General features: G+C 65.7%; 22 protein-coding genes. 12 read left to right on the forward strand and 10 right to left on the reverse strand.

Going from position 1 to position 23,440, the window contains the following annotated elements; all coding sequences use genetic code 11:
* Positions 1–176 precede the first annotated feature (176 nt).
* Entirely contained in the window at positions 177–509 is a 333-nt protein-coding gene (locus PG879_RS15600; RefSeq protein ID WP_270830384.1) for a cupin domain-containing protein, read from the reverse strand.
* A gap of 206 nt (positions 510–715) precedes the next feature.
* Between PG879_RS15600 and PG879_RS15605 the strand changes: the two genes are divergently transcribed.
* The 4 genes from PG879_RS15605 (at position 716) to dhaM (ending at position 4,731) form a co-directional block, all read left to right on the forward strand.
* Positions 716–2,074, forward strand: a complete 1,359-nt coding sequence (locus PG879_RS15605) for an NCS2 family permease (protein WP_010675944.1) — start codon at positions 716–718, stop codon at positions 2,072–2,074.
* A gap of 228 nt (positions 2,075–2,302) precedes the next feature.
* On the forward strand, positions 2,303–3,373 hold the full coding sequence (gene dhaK, locus PG879_RS15610; RefSeq protein WP_270830386.1) for a dihydroxyacetone kinase subunit DhaK: 1,071 nt from the start codon (positions 2,303–2,305) through the stop codon (positions 3,371–3,373).
* 9 nt (positions 3,374–3,382) lie between these two features.
* Positions 3,383–4,012 (forward strand): dihydroxyacetone kinase subunit DhaL, encoded by a 630-nt coding sequence (gene dhaL / locus PG879_RS15615; RefSeq protein WP_005306235.1) that lies wholly within the window; start codon positions 3,383–3,385, stop codon positions 4,010–4,012.
* Between the two features lie 2 nt (positions 4,013–4,014).
* Complete coding sequence (gene dhaM, locus PG879_RS15620; RefSeq protein ID WP_270830387.1) at positions 4,015–4,731, forward strand: dihydroxyacetone kinase phosphoryl donor subunit DhaM; 717 nt, start codon at positions 4,015–4,017, stop codon at positions 4,729–4,731.
* A gap of 60 nt (positions 4,732–4,791) precedes the next feature.
* Here the strand turns inward: dhaM and dhaR are convergent, their stop codons facing one another.
* Together dhaR and PG879_RS15630 are read right to left on the reverse strand one after the other, a co-directional pair.
* Complete coding sequence (dhaR, locus tag PG879_RS15625) at positions 4,792–6,693, reverse strand: dihydroxyacetone kinase operon transcriptional regulator DhaR (protein WP_270830407.1); 1,902 nt, start codon at positions 6,691–6,693, stop codon at positions 4,792–4,794.
* A gap of 72 nt (positions 6,694–6,765) precedes the next feature.
* On the reverse strand, positions 6,766–7,659 hold the full coding sequence (locus PG879_RS15630) for a LysR family transcriptional regulator (protein ID WP_270830388.1): 894 nt from the start codon (positions 7,657–7,659) through the stop codon (positions 6,766–6,768).
* Positions 7,660–7,775: 116 nt separating this feature from the next.
* Between PG879_RS15630 and PG879_RS15635 the strand changes: the two genes are divergently transcribed.
* From PG879_RS15635 to PG879_RS15650, 4 genes are all read left to right on the forward strand, one after another.
* On the forward strand, positions 7,776–8,828 hold the full coding sequence (locus PG879_RS15635) for an agmatine deiminase family protein (RefSeq protein ID WP_183149024.1): 1,053 nt from the start codon (positions 7,776–7,778) through the stop codon (positions 8,826–8,828).
* A 132-nt stretch (positions 8,829–8,960) separates the two neighbouring features.
* Entirely contained in the window at positions 8,961–9,860 is a 900-nt protein-coding gene (gene aguB / locus PG879_RS15640) for an N-carbamoylputrescine amidase (RefSeq protein WP_270830389.1), read from the forward strand.
* Complete coding sequence (locus PG879_RS15645) at positions 9,857–10,966, forward strand: extracellular solute-binding protein (RefSeq protein WP_201927725.1); 1,110 nt, start codon at positions 9,857–9,859, stop codon at positions 10,964–10,966. Before aguB ends, PG879_RS15645 begins: the two co-directional genes overlap by 4 nt.
* 16 nt (positions 10,967–10,982) lie before the next feature.
* Positions 10,983–12,104, forward strand: coding sequence for an agmatine deiminase family protein (locus tag PG879_RS15650; protein WP_042016492.1), 1,122 nt, complete (start codon positions 10,983–10,985; stop codon positions 12,102–12,104).
* A 90-nt stretch (positions 12,105–12,194) separates the two neighbouring features.
* Here the strand turns inward: PG879_RS15650 and PG879_RS15655 are convergent, their stop codons facing one another.
* The 3 genes from PG879_RS15655 to PG879_RS15665 all read right to left on the reverse strand — a co-directional run bounded on the left by PG879_RS15655 (position 12,195) and on the right by PG879_RS15665 (position 15,736).
* Entirely contained in the window at positions 12,195–12,899 is a 705-nt protein-coding gene (locus PG879_RS15655; protein WP_270830390.1) for an SDR family oxidoreductase, read from the reverse strand.
* A gap of 365 nt (positions 12,900–13,264) precedes the next feature.
* Positions 13,265–14,350 (reverse strand): AI-2E family transporter YdiK, encoded by a 1,086-nt coding sequence (ydiK, locus tag PG879_RS15660; protein ID WP_161646895.1) that lies wholly within the window; start codon positions 14,348–14,350, stop codon positions 13,265–13,267.
* A gap of 9 nt (positions 14,351–14,359) precedes the next feature.
* Complete coding sequence (locus PG879_RS15665; protein WP_270830391.1) at positions 14,360–15,736, reverse strand: bifunctional NUDIX hydrolase/phosphatase PAP2 family protein; 1,377 nt, start codon at positions 15,734–15,736, stop codon at positions 14,360–14,362.
* A gap of 172 nt (positions 15,737–15,908) precedes the next feature.
* On the opposite strand from PG879_RS15665, the gene PG879_RS15670 reads away from it, so the two are divergent.
* Positions 15,909–16,286, forward strand: coding sequence for a hypothetical protein (locus tag PG879_RS15670; RefSeq protein WP_270830392.1), 378 nt, complete (start codon positions 15,909–15,911; stop codon positions 16,284–16,286).
* A gap of 80 nt (positions 16,287–16,366) precedes the next feature.
* Here PG879_RS15670 and PG879_RS15675 read toward each other — a convergent pair whose 3' ends face one another.
* On the reverse strand, positions 16,367–17,728 hold the full coding sequence (locus PG879_RS15675; protein WP_270830393.1) for a hypothetical protein: 1,362 nt from the start codon (positions 17,726–17,728) through the stop codon (positions 16,367–16,369).
* Between the two features lie 219 nt (positions 17,729–17,947).
* Here PG879_RS15675 and PG879_RS15680 point away from each other — a divergent pair, with 219 nt between their 5' ends.
* A complete protein-coding gene (locus tag PG879_RS15680) occupies positions 17,948–18,265 on the forward strand; it encodes a DUF1496 domain-containing protein (protein WP_039040821.1) in 318 nt (105 codons plus the stop codon).
* A 700-nt stretch (positions 18,266–18,965) separates the two neighbouring features.
* On the opposite strand, the gene PG879_RS15685 is transcribed toward PG879_RS15680, so the two are convergent.
* Positions 18,966–20,414 (reverse strand): catalase, encoded by a 1,449-nt coding sequence (locus tag PG879_RS15685; protein ID WP_270830394.1) that lies wholly within the window; start codon positions 20,412–20,414, stop codon positions 18,966–18,968.
* A gap of 152 nt (positions 20,415–20,566) precedes the next feature.
* Here PG879_RS15685 and PG879_RS15690 point away from each other — a divergent pair, with 152 nt between their 5' ends.
* Together PG879_RS15690 and PG879_RS15695 are read left to right on the forward strand one after the other, a co-directional pair.
* On the forward strand, positions 20,567–21,055 hold the full coding sequence (locus tag PG879_RS15690; RefSeq protein WP_202043441.1) for a GNAT family N-acetyltransferase: 489 nt from the start codon (positions 20,567–20,569) through the stop codon (positions 21,053–21,055).
* Positions 21,052–21,909 (forward strand): AraC family transcriptional regulator, encoded by an 858-nt coding sequence (locus PG879_RS15695; protein WP_270830395.1) that lies wholly within the window; start codon positions 21,052–21,054, stop codon positions 21,907–21,909. Before PG879_RS15690 ends, PG879_RS15695 begins: the two co-directional genes overlap by 4 nt.
* A 69-nt stretch (positions 21,910–21,978) precedes the next feature.
* Here the strand turns inward: PG879_RS15695 and PG879_RS15700 are convergent, their stop codons facing one another.
* Together PG879_RS15700 and PG879_RS15705 are read right to left on the reverse strand one after the other, a co-directional pair.
* Positions 21,979–22,878 carry a DMT family transporter gene (locus tag PG879_RS15700; protein WP_041214059.1) on the reverse strand — a complete coding sequence of 300 codons (900 nt, stop codon included), beginning with the start codon at positions 22,876–22,878 and terminating at the stop codon, positions 21,979–21,981.
* 109 nt (positions 22,879–22,987) lie between these two features.
* The gene (locus PG879_RS15705) at positions 22,988–23,428 is read right to left on the reverse strand and encodes a DUF2214 family protein (RefSeq protein ID WP_039040139.1); all 441 of its coding nucleotides are present in this window, start codon (positions 23,426–23,428) and stop codon (positions 22,988–22,990) included.
* Between the last annotated feature and the right edge of the window lie 12 nt (positions 23,429–23,440).

The following is a 23,440-nucleotide window of genomic DNA, read 5'->3' on the forward strand; positions in this document are numbered from 1 at the left end:
GCGGTAGTTCAGTCGGTTAGAATACCGGCCTGTCACGCCGGGGGTCGCGGGTTCGAGTCCCGTCCGCTCCGCCACTACTTAAGAAGCCCAGTCGACAGACTGGGCTTTTTTTCGTCTCCACGGTCTCCTCTTCGATCTTCGCAGCAGAAGCATTGCCTTCTTGAGCCGTGAGCTTGCTAGTAATAGACGCAGAGCCAGACGGTTGTCTCGGTCGGATGGGTCCACTCCACCCTGTGCTGAAGGTGCGCCGGGATGTTGATGTAATCCCCCGGCCCCAGATGGACGCGTTCCTGTACCTCGGTATCCGGTGTGATGAAGACCAGGATGGCCTCTCCCTGCACCAGCAATACCCATTCGTGTTCATCCTGATCGAACCACTCTCCGGTAGGGGTCTGCTGTCCCTGGGAGAGAATGCGCTCGATACGAACATTGTTGGTGCTGACCAGATCCGCGAACACTTCACTGGGCAGGGGGGAGGGGATCTGGCCAAGCAGGTTGCCTGTGTGCATGGGCTTCTCTCCGGTAGATGGGAACGTGGCTAGCTAAGAGTGTAGAAGCTTGGGATGGGCCGCTCTCATGGAAAATGAGGCCTCCAACGAGCCCTTTTATGAAAAACTTCGGGGAAATGGAGGCTTATCCGCTGCAATCTCGCCAAATTCTTGCTATTTTGCGCGCCAGCAAGCAAACGATTTCCTTCACATTTTCAGGATGAACTATGGCAACGCAACAAACGACGGCCCGCGCCGGCAATGGCGGGTTTCTGGATTCCTATTTCTCCATCAGCCAGCGTGGCAGCACGGTGCGACAGGAGCTGCTGGCCGGGTTGACCACCTTCCTGGCGATGGTCTACAGCATCATCGTCGTGCCGAACATGCTGGGCGCAGCCGGTTTTGAGCAGGGCCCGGTGTTTGTGGCGACCTGTCTGATCGCCGCCTTCGGCTCCCTGCTGATGGGGCTCTGGGCCAAGCTGCCGATGGCCATCGGTTGTGCCATCTCTCTCACCGCCTTTACCGCCTTCAGCCTGGTGCTGGGTCAGGGGCTGAGCATTCCGGTTGCCCTTGGCGCCATCTTCCTGATGGGGGTGCTGTTCACCCTGATCAGTGTCACCGGCGTGCGCCAGTGGATCCTGGACAACCTCCCCTCCGGCATCGCCCACGGTACCGGCATCGGTATCGGCCTGTTCCTGCTGCTGATCGCCACCAACGGGGTCGGCATGGTGATCAAGAATGAAGGGGCTGGCCTGCCGGTGCAGCTCGGCGAGATCACCGCCTTCCCGGTCATCATGACGGTGCTGGGTCTGGCTGCCATCTTCGGCCTGGAGCGCCGCAAGGTGCCGGGCGGCATCCTGATGGTGATCATCGCCATCTCCATCCTCGGCCTTATCTTCGATCCGAAAGTGACCTGGCAGGGCTTCTTCGCCATGCCGAGCCTGAGTGGCGAGAATGGCTCCCTGGTGGGCAGCATGGATCTGCTGGGCGCCCTCAATCCGGTAGTGATTCCGACCGTGTTGGCCCTGGTGATGACCGCCGTGTTTGACGCCACCGGCACCATCCGTGCCGTGGCCGGTCAGGCTGGCCTCATCAACGAGCGTGGTCACATCATCAGCGGTGGCAAGGCCCTGACTGCGGACTCCGTCAGCAGCATGGTGGCGGGCGTGGTAGGTGGTGCTCCGGCAGCCGTCTACATCGAATCCGCCGCAGGGACCGCTGCCGGCGGCAAGACAGGTCTGACCGCCACTCTGGTCGGCGTGCTCTTCCTGCTGATGATCTTCCTCTCCCCACTGAGCTATCTGGTACCGGCCTACGCCACCGCACCGGCCCTGATGTATGTGGGCCTGCTGATGCTGGGCAACGTCACCAAGCTGGACTTCAACGACTCGGTCGATGCCCTCTCCGGCATGCTGTGCGCCGTCTTCATCGTGCTCACCTGCAACATCGTCACCGGCATCATGCTGGGCTTCGTGGCCCTGGTGGTCGGCCGCCTGTTTGCCGCCGAGTGGAAGAAGCTCAACATCGGTACCGTCATCATCGCCGTGGCCCTGGTGATCTTCTACGCCGGTGGCTGGGCCATCTAATCTTCATACTATCGAGAAGGGCCCTGCGGGGCCCTTTTTCATGGCTGTGAGGCGGCTAACACTTTCCCGGATCTTCCCCATCCGCTCGTTTCAGATTGAAACGTCAGGCTTTGTTTGCTGTTTCAGATCCGAACCGAAACCCCTGTCATTTTTATCCCCCTATGGCTCGCTAGACTGGCTCCATCAACCATCTGTCCACCCGTGTGGTGGCAAGCCAAGGAGTGAGCCATGAAGAAGCTGATCAATGCCGTCGATGCCGTGGTCCGTGAACAACTGATGGGGGTGGCCGCTGCCCACCCCGAGCTCAAGGTGCGAATCGAACCCCACTACATCACCCGCGCCGATTCCCCCGTGACGGGCAAGGTGGCGCTGGTCTCCGGTGGCGGCAGCGGCCACGAGCCCATGCACGGTGGCCTGGTGGGCAAAGGAATGCTGGATGGTGCCTGCCCCGGCGAGATCTTCACGTCCCCGACCCCGGATCAGATGTACGAGTGCGGTCAGGCCGTCGACGGCGGTGCCGGCGTGCTGTTTCTGGTGAAGAACTACACCGGCGACGTGCTCAACTTCGAGACGGCGGTCGAGCTGCTGCACGGTGACGGGGTCAAGGTGGGCTTCGCCCTCATCGATGACGACGTGGCGGTGAAGGACAGCCTCTACACCGCTGGCCGCCGCGGGGTTGCCACGACAGTGCTGTGCGAGAAGCTGGTCGGTGCCGGCGCCGAGTCGGGCTACGATCTGGCGCGCTGCGAGGCGTTGGCCCGCCGGATCAACAACCAGAGCCGCACCATAGGCGTGGCCATGCACGCCTGCACCGTCCCTGCTGCCGGCAAGCCCTCCTTCACCCTGGCTGACAACGAGGTGGAGTTCGGCGTCGGCATCCACGGCGAGCCGGGCATCGAGCGCCGTCCCTTCACCGACCTCAACGCTCTGGTGGACGACATGTTCAAGGAGCTGACCGACAACAGCCCCTATGGCCGCACCCTGCGTCACTGGGATCGTGCCTCCGGCAGCTGGCAGGAGGAGCACACCTTTATCGAGCCGCTCAATGGGGGTGACAGGGTCATCGTCCTGGTCAACAGCCTCGGCGGCACCCCCATCTCCGAGCTCTACGGCGTCTATGGTCGCCTCGCCACCCTGTGCGAAGAGGCGGGCATCCATCTGGTGCGCAACCTCATCGGCCCCTACTGTACCTCCCTCGACATGACCGGCATCTCCATCACCCTGCTCAAGGTGGATGACGAGCTGATGACCCTGTGGGATGCCCCCGTTCACACCCCGGCCCTGCGGCGCGGCTGCTGAGGAATATTCATGTTAAGCAAGCATCAGATCGTCAACTGGCTGCTCGACTGCGAGCACATCTTCACCGAGCAGCGTGACTACCTCACGGCGCTGGATACCGACATCGGCGACGGCGACCACGGCCTCAACATGCAGCGCGGCTTTGCCAAGGTGGCGGAGAAGCTGCCCGCGGTGGCGGACAAGGACATCGGCCAGGTGCTCAAAACCACCGGCATGACGTTGCTCTCCTCGGTCGGCGGCGCCAGCGGACCCCTCTACGGCACCTTCTTCATCCGGGCCGCGGCCAGCAGCGATGCCTGCCAGAGCCTGACCCTCGGCCAACTCGGCAAGATGCTGAGCGACGGGGTGGAGGGGATCGTCTCCCGTGGCCGCGCCGAGCCGGGTGACAAGACCATGTGCGACGCCTGGTGGCCCGCTCTGGCTGCCCTGCAGCAGGCGGAACAACAGGGCCTGCCGCTCCCCGAGGCGCTGGACAAGGCGGTGGCTGCCGCCGCAGCCGGCACCGAGGCCACCATCCAGATGCAGGCCCGCAAGGGGCGCGCCAGCTATCTTGGTGAGCGCAGCATCGGCCATCAGGATGCGGGGGCCACCTCGACCCTGCTGCTGCTGACCGCCCTGCGTGACAGAGCGAGGTTGTAAACATGATCGGCATCGTAGTGGTCTCTCACAGCGCCATGCTTGCGGCCGGTTTGAAAGCCCTGGCCGATCAGCTCGGCAGCCCGGCGAAGCTGTTGCTGGCAGCCGGGGTCGATGACCCCGCCCATCCCATCGGCACCGACGCCATCGCCGTGATGAGTGCGATGGAAGAGGCGGATGACGGCAGCGGGGTGCTGGTGCTGATGGACTTGGGCAGCGCCCTCCTGAGCGCCGAGACCGCCCTCGAGCTGCTGCCCCCCGAGCTGAGCGCCCGGGTGCGGCTCAGCCCCGCCCCGCTGGTCGAGGGCACTCTGGCCGCCGTGGTGGCCGCTGGCGCAGGCCTGACGCTGGACGAGGTAGCCGCCGAGGCGCTTGGCGCCCTGGGCCCGAAACAGGGAATGCTGCCTGCCAGTGCGGCGCAGGCTACCACGGAGGCAGCCCCTGTTGCCGACGACGGCTGGCTGCGCTGCGAGGTGGTGGTGGAGAATCCCCACGGCCTGCATGTGCGCCCCGCGGCCCGACTGGTCGCGGCACTCAAGCCCTTTGCCGCTGAACTCAAGCTGCAAAAGGGGGAGAAAGAGGCGAATCCCCGCAGCCTGAGCCGGCTCGCGATGCTCGATGTGCGCCAGGGGGACAGGCTCATCCTGCTGGCGCGAGGGGAGGATGCCGGGGCGGCGCTGAGCTGCTTCCAGCAACTGGCGCAGGCTCGCTTCGGCGACTGACACATTCCCCCATCCGGGCCCCGTCACGACGGGGCCCGCTTTTTTTGAGGGGCGTTCTGGTCAGTGGTGGTAGTCGGCGGGATCGATGTCGAGCAGTTTGAGCCGCCGCCAGAGGGTGGTGCGGCTGATCCCGAGCTGGCGCGCCATCTGGCTGACCTGGCCCTTGCTGGCACGGGCGGCCCGCAGGATCGCCTGATGCTCCAGCTCCGCCAGGGTGAGCAGCGGCTGTCCCACCACCTCGTCCGCCAGCAGGCAATGGCCCTGGCGGATGGCGGCCGGGAGCGCCCGGGGCGGGATCTGTGCCTCACTGCAATGAAGCTGGGCGTACTCGATGGCGCTGCGCAGCTCGCCCAGGTTGCCGGGCCAGGGGTAGGCCAGCAGGCAGTCGAGGGCGTCAGGGGTGAACTGGCGCCCCGGCTCGCCCCCCTGCACCGCCAGGTGCTGGCGGATGAGTCCGGGCAGATCGGCGCTGCGCTCCCGCAGGCTCGGCAGCCAGAGTTCGCACCCTTGCAGCGCATAGAGCAGCTGGCGACCGAATTCCCCCTCCTGCACCCGCTGCTCCAGCGGGGCGCTGCTGGTCGCGATGATCCTCACCCTGAGGGGCAGGATGCGGGCGGAGTCGAAGCGCTGGATGCGCCCCGTCTTGAGCAGTTGCAGCAGGGCGGCCTGCATGGGGGCAGGCAGGCACTCCACCTGCTCCAGCACCAGGGTGCCACCGTGAGCCAGCTCGAACTTGCCGGCCCGCTCCTGCCCCGCCTCGTCGGACCCCATGAGTTCCAGCGCCATCCGCTCCCTCGGCCATGCCTGGCAGTTGAAGATGACCAGGGGGCCGGCGGCTCGCTCGCTGCCAAAGTGGATGGCCTCCGCCAGCTGGGCCTTGCCCACCTCCTCCTCCCCTCGCAGCAGGACGGGGCCCTGTCCCCTGGCCGCCTGGCGGGCGTGGCGAAGCAGTTTGCGCATGGCGCTCGACTCCCCCACCAGGGCGGAGAGCTCGGGCACCGTCTGGCGCAATTGATGAATGGCGCGCAATCGATCGGTGGGATGGAGCAGGACGATGAAGCTGACCCCGTCCGGCCCCGGCAGGGGCTTGAGGCTCACCAGGGCGTCGATGAAGGCCTCGCCCCGGGTCTCCCGCCGCTCCAGCGTCACCTCCACATGGCTCAGGGGGGTCATCTCCGCGATGGCCAGACGCAGGCGCTGGGGCAACAGCAGATGGTGATCGAGGGGCTGGCCCAGGCAGACAGCCGGGTCGAGTTGCAGCCGACTGGCCGCCAGGGCGTTGAGGTAGCGCAGCCGCCCCTGGGGATCCCAGGCCAGCACGCCGTCTTCCATGCCATCCAACAGGGCATAGAGCTCGCTCAAGTGGTGCTGGGACTCCTGCATCAGGCGCTCCATCTGCAGCAGATTGGCCAGCTCGCGGCCGGCGCTGACGGTGAGCGCGAGATCCCCCGGCGCGGCCTCCTTCACCCGGCAGATCAGGGCCACGATCGCCACCTGGCGACCCGTGCTGTTGTAGACAGGGCTGGCACAGCAGTGCCAGGGGTGGAGACGCTGGTTGAAGTGCTGGGGGCCGCTGACGCAGAGCGGCACCCCCTCCAGGGCCGCCAGGTTGATGGCATTGGTGCCGATGCGTCCCTCGCTGAAAAACGCGCCTGGGCCAAAACCGAGTGCCGCCAGCGCCTGCAGGGTATCGGGGTGGCCGGTCCGGGCCAGCAGGCAACCGCTCTCGTCGGTGAGCAGCAGGGCGCAGGGGCGCCCCTCCATGAACTCGTAGAGATCCTCCAGCGCCATCTCGCCGGTGGTGAGCAGGTCCCGTTTGCGCTGGCGCAGGCTCTCCAGGGTCTGCCCTCTGGCGCAGTGGGGAGGATGCCAGAGGGACGCGCTGGTCTGGTGGGCACAGCGCAGCCAGGAGGCCTGCAGGTGCTCGGGCCAGGACGAGAGGGGCTGGGGAACGGATGGCATGGTCACGGCGATATCCGGCAAAAGGGAAGGGGCCATTTAATCACCCTTGCCGCCCCGATTCAGTGACCGCTCTCAGAGTGTCGCGTCCTGGTCCCGGGTGGCAGCCTCTGCGGCAAACTGCTGCTGGAGCCATTGGCTCACCGCCCGGCACTGGGGGCTGGCTTCGCTCGCCTGATGGATCAGCATGTTCCAGTTCGGCCCGGCCACCCGGTGGGACGAGAGGGGCAGCAGCAACCCCTGTCGGCGTGCGTCGCGAGAGAGCAGCTCGCTCGCCAGCGCCACCCCGAGCCCGGCGCTGGCCGCATCCTGCAACAAGCCGGGATCGGAGAAGTTGAGCCCCTGGGTCTGCAGGTGCAGATCGTCGCCGCCCTTGAGGGTCCAGTGGTGCCAGTCCATCTCCCGCTCCCCGTGCAGGGTGGTGCGCTCCTGCGCGGGCTGTGCCAGCACGGCCGGGCTCGCCACCGGCAGCAGCCGATCCGCCAGCAGCGGCTGATGGCGGCATTCCGCCTGGGGAGCCAGCCCCCAGCGCAGCGAAATGTCGATGGTCTGCTCGGCCATGTTCGGCGTGTCGTCGCTGGTGAACAGCCAGAGATCGATGCCCGGATGCTGACGGTGAAGGTCGGCCAGCCGGGGCAGCAGCCAGAGGCGGGCGATGGTGGTGCTGGTGTTGAGCACAAGCTGGTTCGGCTTGCGGTACTGCTCGAGGCGCTGTATTCCCACCGCCAGTTGCAGCAGCACCTGCTGGGTCGTCTCCAGCAGATCCTGGCCCGCGTCGGTCAGGGCGACGGAACGTCCCTGGCGGTGAAACAGAGGCTGGCCAAGCAGCTCCTCCAGCGAGCGGATCTGCTGACTGATGGCAGACTGGGTGAGGTGCAGCTCCTGGGCCGCCTGATGAAAGCTGCCGAGCCTGGCCGCCGCCTCGAAGCCGCGCAGCACGTTGAGAGGGGGCCAGTGTTTGAACATCATTGATTAGCTCCACTTATCACTTTTATCGAAAATCGATCGTTTGTTACCCATCAGCGGGGAGAATAGTCTATTCCCATCGTCAATAACCTTAATAGTACCTAATCAGAGAGGCTGAGATGCGCGAGCAGGGAATGAGGGCTGTGGGCTGGTTCATGCCAGCGGAGTGGTGCCGGCACGCGGCGACCTGGATGGTCTGGCCGCACAACAAGGCGCTGTGGGAAAACGGCTGGGGCGTAACCCTGCCCCAGGTCCAGCAGGACTTCGCCCGGGTGGTCAATGCCATCGCCCGCTTCGAACCGGTGAACCTGGTGGTGGATCCCGCCGCACAGGCGGAGGCTCGCACCCTGTGCGGCGACGGGGTGCGCTTCATTCCCCTGCCGGTGGATGACAGCTGGTGCCGTGACTCCGGCCCCACCTTCATCTGCCATCCCGAGCTTGGCACCGCCGGGATCAGCTGGCGTTTCAACGCCTGGGGCGGCAAGTCGGCCCACGGTCTGGATGAGGGGCTGGCGCGACGCGTGCTCAACAGCCTGGAGCTGGAGTGCATCGGCAGCTTCCTCGCCAACGAAGGGGGCGCCATCCATGTGGATGGGGAGGGCACCCTGATCACCACGGAGTCGGTGCTGCTCAACAGCAACCGCAACCCCGGCATGACCAAAGTGGAGATCGAACGGATCTTCAGCCGCCTGCTCGGCATCGAGAAGACTATCTGGCTGCCGGGGGATCCGGACCACGTCACCGGCGACATGACGGACGGTCATGTGGACGGGGTCTGCGCCTTCAGCCGCCCCGGCCACCTGCTGGTGGACGCCACCCTGGACGGGCACTCCACCTATGGCCGCGTGGTGCGGGAGAACCGCCGAGCCCTGGCCCTGGCCACCGATGCGAGAGGTCGCTCCTTCGAGTGCCTCGAGCTGTTCGAGGCGAGCGAGGCGGTGGATGCCGAGGCGGAGGTGTTCTGCGCCTCCTACACCAACTTCTACATCGCCAACGGCGCCATCATCATGCCCGCCTACGGCGTAGGCGCGGACGAGGCGGCGGGGGAAGTGCTGAGGCGCGCCTTCCCGAACAGGCAGCTGGTGCCGGTGCGCATCAACCAGTTGGCCCACGGCGGGGGCGGCATTCACTGCATCACCCAGCAGCAGCCGGCCTGGCCGGTGCAGGGGTAAGCGTTTGGAGCGGCCTCGTCAGGCGTCTGCGAGGCCTCATGACGGGATCAGGGAGGAGAGATTCATGAACAAGGTCGTCGCAACCATGCAGTTTGCCTGTCAGGGGGAACGCGTGTCAGGGAGGGTATCCGGATGAGCAAGATCGTCGTCGCCACCACACAATTCGCTTGCAGCTGGGAGCTGGAGCGCAATCTGGACACAGCGGAGAGCCTGGTACGGGACGCCGCCGCCAGGGGGGCCAACCTGGTGCTGTTGCAGGAGCTCTTCGCCACCCCCTATTTCTGCATCGAGCAATACCACGGTCATCTGGCGCTGGCGGAGTCGTTCGAGCAGAGCCGGGTGCTGCGCCGCTTCTCGGCCCTGGCGCGGGAGCTGGGGGTGGTGCTGCCCATCAGCTGGTTCGAGCGCGCGGGCAACGCCTGCTTCAACTCCCTGGCGGTGGCGGATGCGGATGGTCGCCTGCTCGGGGTCTATCGCAAGACCCATATCCCGAACGCCATCGGCTATCAGGAGAAGGAGTATTTCAGCCCGGGGGACACGGGGTTTCGGGTCTGGGACACGGCCGCCGGCCGAATCGGGGTCGGCATCTGCTGGGATCAGTGGTTCCCGGAGGCGGCCCGCGCCATGGCGCTGCAAGGGGCCGAGCTGCTGCTCTATCCCACCGCCATCGGCTCGGAGCCGGGGGCAGAGGGGCTCGATTCCCGGGATCACTGGCAACTGACCCAGCGCGGCCACGCCGCCGCCAACATCATGCCGGTGATCGCCGCCAACCGCATCGGACGCGAGGTGGCGACCCGGGATCCCGCGTTGCAGATGCGCTTCTATGGCTCCTCCTTCATCACGGATCACAAGGGGGCTCTGCTGGCCGAGGCGGACAGGGATACCCCGGGCGTGCTGGTGCGGGAGCTGGATCTCGCCGCCATGGCCGAGGAGCGGCTGGCCTGGGGCATCTACCGGGATCGCCGCCCCGAGATGTATGGCGCCTTGCTGAGCCTGGATGGGCAGGGCCAGCGGGGAGGGCGTCCATCATGAGCGCCTTGACCAAGATAGCCACGGCACTGGCCCTGCTGCTGGGTCTGGGGGCCCAGGCCGCAGAAGGGGCGGGGGAGGCGACAGAGGAGAAGGTGCTGCGCCTCTACAACTGGTCCGATTATTTCGCCCCCGATACCCTGAGCGAATTCACCCGGGAGACCGGGATCCGGGTCATCTACGACGTGATGGACAGCAGCGAGACCCTGGAGGCCAAGCTGATGGCGGGTCGCAGCGGGTATGACCTCATCTTCCCGGGGGACACGGTGGCGGAGCGGCTGATGCGGGCGGGCAGCCTGCAGCCCCTCGACAAGGGCAAGCTGCAACACCTGGGGGACATAGACCCCGGCCTGGCGCGGTTGCAGCAGGCCTATCCCCATGCGAAGGAGGCCGTGGTGCCCTACACCTGGGGCACCATAGGGCTCACCTACAATGCGGACGCTATCAAGCAGCGGATGCCGGATGCCCCGGTCAGCAGCCTGGACATGCTGTTCAAGCCCGAGCTGGCGGCGAAATTTGCAGATTGCGGCATCTCGGTCATCGACTCCCCGGACGAGGTGCTGGCGGTGGTGCTGCACTATCTTGGGCGGGATCCCCGCAGCGGCAAGGCGGACGATCTGGAGGCGGCCCTGGCCCTGCTCAAGGGGATCAAGCCCTATATCCGCAAGTTCCAGTCCCAGCCGGTAACCCAGCTGGTGAACGGGGATCTCTGCCTCTCCCTGGGCTACAGCGGCGACATGACCCAGGCCAGGCGCGCCGCCGCCGAGGCGGGCAAGCGGGTCGACTTCGAATACCGATTGCCGAAGGAGGGGAGCACCATCTGGATGGACACCATGGCGATCCCGGCGGATGCCCCCCATCCTGACTATGCCTATGCCTTTATCAACTTCGTGATGCGCCCGGCCAACATGGCAGCCATCACCAACAGCACCGGTTATCCGACTGCCAGTGCCAAGGCCAGACCCATGGTGGATGCCACCATGACGGCCAACCCGGATATCTACCTGGACGAGGCCAGCTACCAGCGGCTCATTCCGGGTCAGGATATAGCACAATCCCAGATGCGTGCCCGCATGCGAGCCTGGACTCGCTTCAAGAGCAGCCTCTGAACCCAGGAGTAGAACGATGTTTTCCCGACGCCACGTATTGAAACAACTGGTCGCCCTCGGCGCCATTGCCGGGTTTGGCAGCCTGCCCGGTGCCCGCGCGGCCTTCGCCGCCGGCGAACCCGGCGCCGCCGCTCGCTACCACATGCCGGAGGAGTCCTCCCCCCAGGCCCTGGTGTGGGTGGCCTTCGGGGCCACCAGCGAGATCTGGGGTCGCCACTACAAGGAGGTGCAGGCCACCATAGGGCGGCTGGTGCAGGCCATGGTGCCTTACACCCGGGTCAACGTGCTCTGCCACGAGGATGACGAGGCGCTGGCGCGCCAGTTGTGCGGCGAGCGCAACACCCACTTCGTCCACGCCGAGATGGATGACATCTGGCTGCGGGATACCGGCGGCGTCTTCGTGCAGGACGAGCAGGGAGGGCTCGGGCTGGTGGACTTCAACTTCAACGGCTGGGGTGACAAGCAGGAGCACAGCCATGACGCCAGGGTCGCCGCCCTGGTGGGCCGGCAGACGGATGCCTATTACCTGCAGAGCGAGCTCATCGGTGAGGGGGGCGGCATCGAGGTGGACGGCAACGGCACCGCCATCATGACCGAGAGCAGCTGGATCAACAGCAACCGCAACCCCGGCCTCACCAAGGCGCAGGTGGAGGCGGAGCTCAAGGCCAACCTGGGGCTGCGCAAGATCATCTGGCTGCCGGGGATCAAGGGCCGCGACATCACGGATGCCCACGTGGACTTCTACGCCCGCTTCGTGCGCCCCGGGGTGGTGGTGATCAACATGGACAACGATCCCGACTCCTACGACTACAAGGTGACCCGCCAGCACCTCGCCATCCTGCAGCAGGCGACGGACGCCGACGGCAACAAGCTGGAGCTGCATCAGCTGCCGCCGCCCCTGGGCGGGCGGGACAACAAGTTCAGCCGCAGCCCGGACTTTGCCGCCGGTTACATCAACTACCTGCCCATCAACGGCGCCGTCATCGCTCCCCAGTTCGGGGATGCCAGGGCCGACCGCCATTGCCGGGATCTGCTGGCCAGCCTCTATCCGGGGCGCAAGATAGTGCAGATAGACATAGACCCCGTGGCCGCCGGGGGTGGTGGTATCCACTGCATCACCCTCCATCAACCTGCCTGATCTTACGCGCAGGCCGCCTCTGGCGGTGTGACGCAGAACAAGGGGCGCCTCGGCGCCCCTTGTCCTTGCTGGCGTTCCATGGCGCCTCGCTCAGATCCCCGTCATGCCGATCTCGTCGAGCTGGACGTGAGCGGGTTGGCGCAGGGTGTAGAGCACGGCCTCGGCCAGATCCTCCACCTGCAGCCAGCCGGGCTTGCGATCGCCCGGGCAGGCCGGGGGCGGCACCTGCACCAGCCCGGGACAGAGGGTGTGGACCCGGATGCCTTGATGCTGCACCTCTTCCCGCAGTGCCCTGGCGAACCCCAGCACCGCAAACTTGGCAGCGCAGTAGACGCTGGCCCTGGCATAGCCGTGCCTGGCGGCCTGGGAGGCGATGTTGATGACGGTGCCGTGGCGGTTTGCCAGCATGTCCGGCAGGCAGGCCCGGGTCAGCAGGAAGGTGCCCTTGGCACAGGTATCCATCACCCTGTCCCACTCCGATTCCGGCAGATCCTGCACCAGGTGGTCGCTGCCGACCCCGCTGTTGTTGATGAGCAGATCGACGGGGCCGAGCCGCTCCCGGATCCGGGCATGGCCGTCCCGCACCTGATCGCCGTCGCACACATCCAGCGCCAGTGCCATGACTCGCACCCCGTATCGCGCCTCCAGTCTGGCCGCTTCCTGCTCCAGCAGCCCCAGGCGGCGGGAAGCCAGGATCAGCTCCACCCCCTGGCTGGCCAGGACCTCGGCGATGGCCAGTCCAATGCCGCTGGCGCCGCCGCTGATGAGGGCCCGTGTTGCTCTCAGTTCGTTCATCTTGTCTTCTCCTCCAATGGTGCAGGCATTGTGGCGGGCGCCTTCGGCAGGGAACAGGGGAGGGGAAGGAGTGATTCGAACCCTGGTTCGTGTTTTGGCGTTCCGGTTCGAACTTTGGTTCTAAACGCCGCGACCGGCCGTTGGTTCGATTAGCCGTAAGGGGGAATCGGACGTTCGCGTAAATCAATTCTCCCGATATAACAGCCATCCATATTTCCCTGCTGCAGATGCCGATGATTCATGGGCACACCGGACAGCGGCATCTCGATCGTCCGATTACGCTTCGCTAATCGAACCTGCATGGGACGGTAATAAACAAAAGAGCCGCCCTGGGGCGGCTCTTTGCATCGGGGATGAATGAATCGTCACGGCGCCTTGGGCGGCTCCACCAGAGCGCTCGCCGGTTGGTCATCTTCCTTGATCCAGGCATCCAGCAGGGTGTAGCCCACCGCCAGCACCACGGGGCCGATGAAGAGACCGATGATCCCCAGTGCCAGCAGGCCGCCGATGACCCCCACCAGAATGAGGATGAGGGGCAGGTCGGCCCCGCGCTTGATGAGGAAGGGGCGCAGGAAATTGTCCATGGTGCCCGCCAGCAGGGACCAGACCAGCAGGAAGGTGCCCCAGGTGGTGTCCCCGCTCCAGTAGAGGTAGCCGACGCTGGCCAGCAGCACCGGGAAGGGGCCTATCTGGGCGACGATCAGCAGGAACATCAGCACCACCAGCACCATGACATAGGGAATGCCGGCGATGAGCAGGCCCAGGCCCGCCACCGAGGATTGCACCAGGGCGGTCACCACCACCCCCATGGCGACGGCGCGGATGGCCTGGGAGGCGAGCACCACCGCATTGTCACCGCGCTGGCCCGCCAGACGGTGGGCGAAGCGGCGAATGCCTTCTGCCGCCTTCTCCCCCGAGTGGTAGAGCAGGCCGCAGATGGCCACGGTCAGCAGGAAGTGGACGAACAGCAGGCCGAGGTTGCCCGCCTGGGCCGCCAGCCAGCGGGCGGTCTGGCCGAAGTAGGGGGCCAGCTTGGTGAACAGCACCTGGCCGCCGCTCGCCAGGATCTGCTGCCAGAACTCATAGAGCTTGTCGCCCACCAGGGGCACTTGCTGCAACCAGAGCAGCTCGGGGGGCGGGGATTGGCTGAGCTCGGTGCCCAGCTCGATGAGCATGGGGGCCTTCTCCGCCACGTTGGCAAGCGTCATGAAGAGGGGAATGACGAAGATGAGCAGCAAGATGCTGGTCATCAGCAAGGCCGCCAGGGTGCGCTTGCCCCACAGCAGGCGCTGTGCCATCTGCATCAGGGGCCAGGTGGCGATGGTGATCATGGTGGACCACACCAGGGCGGGCAGGAAGGGGCGCAAGACCATGAAGCACGAGATGATGAGCAGGCTGAGGAACAGCAAGCCCAGGGTGATCTTGGCCAAATCCACTTTTTTCATATTCATGGCATTCCCTTAACGAGGGGTTGAGCGCCCGGTTCGGGCACCGTGACGGATAGCAGACAACGACCACCAGAGCCCGGCGCTGAGCCAGAACCCCAGGCAGCCAAAGAGCCACCCTTGTCCCGCGAGGATCAGCAGAGAGCTGCTGGTGAGCGCGGGCACCAGGAACAGGAGCCCTGCCACGACCAGTCCCCCTGCCAGGGTCAGCAGCGCGGCGGGCAGGGCGGGGGTGGGGCTCCGTTCGAGTGATAGCAGATTACCCGATACCAGCCCCAGGGTGAACATGGCAAGCCCGGCCAGGGCGGTGGACTGGGTGAGCCAGGCCGAGAGGGCGCTGGCGATGAGTACCCCGGCCCAGGGGAGCGGGCGCGCCGCCAGCTTCGCCAGCGGGGCGCGCAGTGCCAGCAGCAGGGCCCCCAGGGCAAGGCCGGCCACCACATCCGAGAGGAAGTGGACCCCCAGCCAGACCCGGGCCAGCCCGGCCACGCCGGCCAGCAACAGGGCCAGCAGTGCCCCCTGCCAAACCCGCAGCGCCGGCAGCCAGCCAAGCAGCAGGCCCCAGTAGAGCAGGGTCGAGGCGGCGTGGCCGCTCGGCATGCCGAAGCCCTGGGCACTCTGGCGGGCCAGCTCGGGTTGCAGGTGGAAGGGCCTGGGCCAGCCGATGCCCGCCTTGAGCAGGTTCACCACCAGGGTGAGCAGCACCATGGCAAACAGCAGGTGGCGCAGCCTGGACCAGCCGAGCAGGGGCAGCAGCAAGGGCAGCAGCGCCAGCTGGAAGGGGGCCGAGCCCAGCAGATTGCCCGCCCTTGGCCAGAGCGCATCCGGCCCTAGCCACCGTTGCAGGCGCTGGATCAGCGGCAACTCGGCGCGGTGCAGCGCACTGGCCGCGTTGCTGAAATCCGTCACCCACAGCACCTGGCTTTCGGGCACCTCGGCCAGCCTCGGGGCTATCCAGTCGAGCTGCGCCGGGAAGCGACGCTGGTCAGGGGGCAGGTCGTCGGCCGCGATCAGCCTGGCATTCAGGATCTCGCCACCGAGATCCGGGGCCTGGAGCAGGGAGACAAACCCCGTCCCCCGCTGGACCCGCAGGGGCTCCAGGGTCTGGCAGGCGAACACCCTGGCCCGTTGCCAGCGCCCCAGCTCGCCGGTGACGCGACCCTGGAGGCCGGTCTCCTCGAACAGCTCGCGCAGGGCCGCCTGCTCCGGAGTCTCCCCCCTGTCGATGTAACCGCCGCTCAGGCTGTAGCGCGAGGAGAGCCTGTCCTGCACCAGCAGGATCCCTTGCTGGTGGCGGATCACGCAGGCGGCCGCAGAGGGAGGGGATTCGGCGCGGGAGGCGGGCAGGGCACAGCCCAGCAACAGCAGCAGGCAGAAGACGACTCGAAACATGATGACACCCAGGGGCAAGGAGTGGGGACAAGGGTCACAGAAATCAGACGGCCGGGCAATGGCTTGCAGGGGGCACCGACCCTGTGGGGGACGCAAGGATTGCCGTCTGCGCGGGCAGTCCCTAGTATTGGCGGCTATTGTTCTTCTCATTCACTACATTGTGGGGCTCTTCATGCGACAGTTCGGTTTCTTTCTGGGGATTGCCATCGGCGTCATCCTGATACTGTTTGGCAGCATCGTCATCTTCCAGGCCCTGCCTGCGGCGCTGGACGTGCTGGAGATGCCGAGCCGGATCCCCTTCGTGCGCGAGGTGTACACCTGGCTGATGAGCAGCGCCAACGGGCTCACCGCCCAACTGGAGCAGAACTTCCTGGAGGCCTTCCAGACGGTGCTCAAGCTGATCCTGCTCATCACCTTCATGTGGGTCTGCGTCAAGCTGGTCAACATGGGGGTGCTGATCATCCGGGCCGGCGTCGACCTTATCCGCACCGCCATCGAGCACAGCGGAGAGAAGGGTGCCAAGCCCACCGAGCAGGACCGCCATTTCTGATCTTCCCCTGCCACGGGTCAGATAAACAACAGGCCATCATGTGATGGCCTGTTTTTATGGTGGCATGACGCTTAAATAAGTCAGTTAAGCAGTTTTTCCAGCTCCGCTTCGGCATCCGCCCTGGCCTGATCGCTCAGGGCGCCGGAAGTCGCTTCCCGCTTCTCGCCCTGTTGCTGCACCGCCTTGGCCGCTTGCTGCTGTGCACTGGTCGCGGCACTGATGGCGGCGGCGCTGCTGGCGGCTTGTTGCTTCGCCGTGGTTGCGGCACTGCTGGCGGCCTGCTTGGCGCTGTCGCTTACCGCCTTGGCGGCTTGTTGCTGCGCCGTGGTTGCGGCACTGATGGTGGTGGCGCTGCTGACGGCCTGCTTGGCGTTGTCGCTCACCGCCTTTTCGGCTTGCTGCTGTGCGGTGGTGGCGGTACTGATGGTCGCTGCGCTGCTGGCGGCCTGTTTGGCGGTGTCGCTCACCGCCTTGGCGGCTTGTTGCTGCGCTGTGGTTGCAGCACTGATGGTCGCTGCGCTGCTGACGGCCTGCTTGGTGCTGTCGTTCACCGCCTTGGTGGCTTGCTGCTGCGCCGTGGTTGCGGCACTGATGGCGGCGGCGCTGCTGGCGGCCTGTTTGGCGCTGTCACTCACCGCCTTTTCGGCTTGCTGCTGCGCCGTGGTGGCGGCACTGATGGTCGCTGCGCTGCTGGCGGCCTGCTTGGCGCTGTCGCTCACTGCCTTGGCGGTTTGTTGCTGCGCTGTGGTTGCAGCACTGATGGTCGCTGCGCTGCTGACGGCCTGCTTGGCGCTGTCGCTCACCGCCTTGGTCGCTTGTTGCTGCGCCGTGGTGGCGGCACTGCCGATCACCTGTCTGGTGGAGTCGGACAGGGCCTTGCTGGCGCTCTGTTGCAGGCCCCCCATCATGGTGCCCAGCAGAGAACTGCCCGCGCCCGTGAGCCCCTGACCGGCACCGGTCAGGGCCGTGGCGGCCGTGGCGGCCGGGGTGGCCTGGGACTGCCAGCCCTGCATGGCGCTGGGCCAGGTCGGGGTGGCGGCCGTCAGGTTTTCCCCGAAGACCTGGGTCGCCCCGTCACCTTTTTGCACCATGACGGCGAGCTGGTTGGTGTCGGCGTTCCAGACCATGCCGGCCTGTTTGGCCACGTCCGGCACTGGGGCGTAGCGGGAGACCACGTAAAAGAGCGGCCCCTCCTGTCGCAGCTCGTCGGCGGTCTTGAGCAGCTGCATGGTGCTCTCGTAGTTGGGCCCCAGCATGGCGGTCATTCTGTCCTTGATCAGCGGCTGCTCGAACAGGTTGGCCTCGTTCGGATCGAAACCGACCAGCGGCTTGAGCAGGGCCCACATCAGCTGGCTGGTGGGGCTCATCATCAGCAGGGGGGCGACACAGGCGGACAACATCAGGCTCAGGCAGGCAGCCTTGAGCAACGGCATGATACGCATTGACAACATATCCAGTTAATTATCTGATTATTAAGGGTTATTCATTACCGCATCCCGGCGATGCCGGTGGGGGCCCACGGCAGAACCCTGACAGGCCTTTGCGGGCGCAGGCAGGCTATCATATTGCTTCCGGAATGCCAGATGAGCCGACATTTATTGGTCAAGTCGAGGGCTCTGCTGGTCGCTTTACACTTTCACTCCCCCGTGACAGGAATTCCCATGATCCGTTGTGCAGGTTGTCTGCTGGCCCTTGGCTGGCTCTTCCCCGCGTTGGCCGCCCCGGCGTCCAACACCCTCAGCCACTCGGTGGGCACCGAGCTGGTGCTGCCCCTTGGTTCGCTGCCCGAGCGGGTGTGCTGGTATCAGGATCAGAAATACTCCCAGGGGGCCCGTATCCAGCAGGGGGAGCTCTGGCTGGAGTGCGCGCCGCAACAGGCGATGGAGACCAATGGCCCCCTGATCTGGCGAGAGGTGACGACGCCGTCACAGAGTGGTGAACCGGAGGGCAACCAGCGGACGATCCGGGTGGGCCAGTGAGCCTTTTCTTGATCCAGCTACAGACACGGGCGTGATCTCTATCGCATAATGCGGCTCTTTCTTCTCTTGACTGGGATCTAAGCAATGGCTCGTCGCTCTTCCAATGCACAACGTCGTCGCAGTAGCTGGTGGTACAAACGCTTGTTGGCAAGGGAGCGGGAAGAGCGCGAAGCGCGTTCCGTCCGGGATTGATACTGCATTGAACAACGGAGCCTCGGGCTCCGTTTTTATTGGTGACTAAACGTGCATTACCGCAGGCAGGTTTATTACCACAGGTGGATAATGATGCCGCTCTGCCAGTGCACAACGTCGTTGCCGCCGTGAGCTGGCGGTACAACCCCTTGTTGGTAAGGGAGGGAAGAGCGCGAGGGCGCTGCGTCCGGGATGGATACGGCATGGAACAACGGAGCCTCGGGCTCCTTTTTTATGGGTGACTAAAAGTGCATTACCGCAGGCAGGTTTATTACCACAGGTGGATAATGGTGCCGCTCTGCCAGTGCACAACGTCGTTGCCGCCGTAAGCTGGCGGTAAAACCCTTGTTGGCAAGGGAGGGAAGCGCGCGAGGGCGCTGCGGCCGGGATGGATACGGCATTGAAATCGGAGCCTCGGGCTGCGTTTTTCATTCATCAAAGACCGTCATGCGAGAACGGGGGCCATCGGGCCCCCGTTTTGCTTTGGCAGAGGTTGGCTGCCTGCGACTCAGCGTTGCAGGGCGGCCAGGGCCAGCTCGACCCGCTTGGCGTACTCGGGGTCGGCCTGCTCGAAGTGCCTGAGCTGGGCCGCGACGATGGCGTCATCCTCCACATTGATGAGGGAGCGGGCCAGGTTGGCGGCGAGGCGGGCACGCTGCCCCTCGTCCATCAGGCGGAAGAGATCCCCCGGCTGGCTGTAGTAGTCCCTGTCGTAGTCACGAAAATCATGGTGCAGGGCAGCCCCTTCCAGACTCAGGGCCGGTTCGTGCTGCTCGCTCGGCTGCTGGGTGCCGAAGCGGTTTGGCTGGTAGTTGGGGCTGGCGCCACCGTTGCTGTCCGCCCGCATGGCGCCGTCGCGGTGGGCACCGTGGTGGAACGGGCAGCGCGGGGCGTTGACCGGCAGCAGGCCGTGGTTGACGCCGAGGCGATAGCGCTGGGTGTCACCGTAGGAGAAGAGCCGCCCCTGCAACATGCGATCCGGCGAGAAGCCGATGCCGGGCACCACGTTGGCCGGGGTGAAGGCGGCCTGCTCCACGTGGGCGAAGTAGTTGTCCGGGTTCTGGTTGAGCTCCAGCACGCCCACCGGGATGAGCGGGTAGTCCTTGTGGGGCCACACCTTGGTGAGGTCGAACGGGTGGATCGAGTAGGTCTGGGCCTCGGCCTCTGGCATCACCTGCACATAGACCTTCCAGCGCGGGAAGTCGCCCCGCTCGATGGCGTTGAACAGATCCGCCTGGCTGGTCTCTCTGTCCTGACCGACGGCGGTGGCCGCCTCTTCATCGGTGTAGAAGCGGTGGCCTTGCTCGGTCTTGAAGTGGAACTTGACCCAGAAGCGCTCGTTGGCCGAGTTGATGAAGCTGAAGGTGTGGCTGCCGTAGCCGTTCATCTCCCGCAGGCTCCTGGGGATGCCGCGATCGCTGAAGAGGATGGTGACCTGGTGCAGGGATTCCGGATGGCGGGACCAGAAATCCCAGGCGGCGGTGGCGCTGCGCAGGTTGGTGCGGGGATCCCGCTTCTGGGTGTGGATGAAGTCGGGGAATTTCAGGGGATCGCGAATGAAGAACACCGGGGTGTTGTTGCCCACCAGATCCCAGTTGCCCTGCTCGGTGTAGAACTTGAGGGCGAAGCCGCGCACGTCCCGCTCGGCATCGGCGGCCCCCTTCTCGCCAGCCACGGTGGAGAAGCGCAGGAACACCGGGGTCTGCTTGCCGACGGCGTTGAACAGGTCGGCCTTGCTGAAGGCGCTGATGTCGTGGGTCACGGTGAAGGTGCCGTAGGCGCCCGAGCCCTTGGCGTGCACCACCCGCTCGGGAATGCGCTCGCGGTCGAAGTGGGCGAGTTTCTCCATCAACCAGATGTCTTGCATCAGGACGGGGCCGCGGGGGCCGGCGGTGAGGCTGTTGTTGTTGTCGACGACGGGGGCGCCGTTGGCGCTGCGCAGGGTCTTGTCGGTCATGGCAGGTCTCCTTGTGATGAGTCGCCAGACTAGGTGAAGTGGGGGAGCGGCTCCAATGGAGTGTGCCTAACCCTTTGATTGGTTTCGCTGATGGGGGTGGAAACAGACGCCAGCCTTGCGGCAAGATGGGATTCAGCCAATCAGGAGGTCTCATGTCCATCACCATTCGCCGCGCCGGGCCGGAAGATGCCGCCGCCCTGCGGGATCTTCACGCCATGCCCCATGCCCAGGCGGGCACCCTGCAACTTCCCTTCCCCTCCTTGCAGCAGTGGGAGCAGAAGCTGACCCCGCGGGATGGCATCTACAGCCTGCTGGCGGAGTGGGAGGGGGAGGTGGCGGGCGCGCTGGTCCTGATGGTGGAGCCGGCCCCCCGTCGCCGCCACGTGGCGAGCATCGGCATGGCGGTACACGATGACTGGGCCGGGCGCGGGGTGGGCACCGCCCTGATGCAGGCTGCGCTGGATCTGGCGGACAACTGGCTCGGCTTGACGCGGGTGGAGCTGACGGTCTGGGCCGACAATCAGGCAGCCCTGGCCCTCTATCGCAAGGCGGGCTTTGTGGAGGAGGGCATTGCCCGGGATTACGGCCTGCGTCATGGGGTGCTGGTGGATGCCCTCTACATGGCCAGGGTGCGCCGATGATCGACTATCGCGAGCGCCTGACGCCGGTGCTGCGGGCACTGGAGCGGGATCCGGATCTCTCCATCGAGGCGCTGGCGAGTCGCGCCTGCCTCTCCCTCTACCACTTCCATCGGGTGTTCACCGCCGTGGTGGGGGAGGCCCCCGGCGAGATGTGCCGCCGCCTGCGGATGCAGCGGGCGGCCTGGCAGCTCTGCTACACCGATGCCAGCGTCACCGCCATCGCCCTGGGGGCGGGGCTTGGCAGCTCCCAGGCTTTCGCCAAGGCGTTTCGCCGCCACTATGGCTGCACCCCGGGGGCGTTTCGCCGCGACAAGGGCAAGAACGGACACCTGGATCGCAAGGAAGGACACGCATGGCAAGGGGCACTCCCTTATGCTGAAGGCCACTCATCAGCAAGGAGCAACACCATGAACACCGTCGAGATGGACGCCCGCACCCTGGCCTATATCCGCGTGACCGGCCCCTATGGCGAAGGGTATGACGCCGTCTGCCATCGCCTTCACCAGTGGGCCGCGCCCCGTGGCCTGGAAGGAGGCGAGTGGATCTTCATCTACCACGACAACCCCGAGGTGACGCCGCCGGCCCAGTGCCGCACCGATATCGGTATCAGCGTGCCGGTGGGCACCCTGGGGACGGGGGAGGTGGAAATTCAGCTCATCCCCGCCGGGCGCTACGCCCAGTCCCGCTACCTCATCACGGATCGCAGCCAGTACGGGGAGCGCTGGCAGGAGCACATCGGCGATATCGTCGCGGCCGGGCTCGCCTTTGGGGACGGCCCCTGCTTCGAGCTCTATCACAGCGTGAGCAATGACCCCCTGCGCGATGACGTGAGCTTCTGCTCCAGCGTGCGCTAGGCAGGCGGCAATAAAACGAGGCGCCCAAGGGCGCCTCGTTTTATTTGGGACCAATGACCACCGCAGATATCAGGACTGGCTGGGCACCTTGTTGCGGCGGGACTTCCACCACCAGCGCAGGCGGATCTGGGAGATGAGCATCCCCGCCAGCATCAGGGCGCAGCCGACCACGGCCCGTTCGTCCAGATGTTCCCCCAGCAGAAGGACACCGCCGATGGCGGCGAACACCGTCTCCAGGCTGAGGATGATGGCGGCATGGGCCGGATGGGCACCGCGCTGCCCCACCACCTGCAGGGTATAGCCGATGCCGACCGAGACCAGACCGGCGTAGAGCAGCGCCTGCCAGCCCGCCACGGCACCACTCGCCGTCGGGGTCTCGATGACGAAGGCCGTGGCCAGGCTGAGCAGACCGCACACCACGAACTGCACCCCGGCAAGGCGAATGGGGGCGACCCGGTTCGAGTAGTGATCCAGCACCAGCAGGTGCACGGCCCAGAACAGGGCCCCGATCACTTGCAGCAGATCGCCGTAGCCGATGGTGAACTCCTCGGTGACGCTGAGGTAGTAGAGCCCGGCCATGGCGATAAGGGCGCCTACCCAGGTGTTGGCCCCGGTCTTGTGGCGCAGGGCCAGGCCGATGACGGGGACCAGGATGATGTAGAGGCCGGTGATGAAGCCCGCCTTGGCGGCCGTGGTGTAGAGCAGCCCCACCTGTTGCAGGGAGGCGGCGGAGAAGAGCACGGTGCCGGCGATGAGGCCCCCGGTCAGCAGCAGGCGGTGATCACCGGCAGGCTGGGGCGGCTGGCGTGACTTGAGCCACCACAAGAGCGGCAGCAGGGAGAGGGCGCCCAGCAGGAAGCGCAGGCCGTTGAAGGTGAAGGGCCCCATGTGATCCATCCCCAGACGCTGGGCGACGAAGCCCAGCCCCCAGATGGCGGCGGCCATCAATAACATCATGTTTGAACGCATACGGAATCATCCCTGAGAAAGAGTCTCGGCGGCACTCGGGCCCCGCCATTACGATACCTGCGAGAAGGGGCGTTTGTCGTCAGCCATTTGTTGCCGGGCGAGGGCAGGATCAGCGGCTGGCCAGCTTGGCGAGCAGGGGCAGCAGGGCGAGCAGCAGCAGGTTGCCCCTAAGGATCCAGATCACCCAGAACTGCTGCTGGGTGGAGACAAGGGGAGCCCGTCCCTGGCGCAAGGATCGGCGCCAGTGGTGGAACAGCCGGCTGGGGTAGCCAAAGCTGATGGCCATGGCGAAGAACATCAGCAGCTTAGTGCGGTAACCCGGATTGGCAAGCAGGATGGCCGGTGGCTGGGGATGGGCGACCACCAGCAGCACGCCCGTGATGAAGATGAGCAGCAGGGCCAGGGCGGCCAGGCTGTCAGCCAGCAGCAGCTTGCGCACCTGCTCGATGGACATGCCGCGCCGGAACAGGAAATACTCCGAGGTGATGGCACCGGTCAGGGTGATCACGGCGCAGTAATGGAGGGCAGTCAGCAGTTCCGGTTTCAACATCCAGGCCAGTTC

The sequence above is a fragment of the Aeromonas sp. QDB63 genome, from assembly GCF_027707425.1.
GTDB lineage: Bacteria > Pseudomonadota > Gammaproteobacteria > Enterobacterales > Aeromonadaceae > Aeromonas > Aeromonas caviae.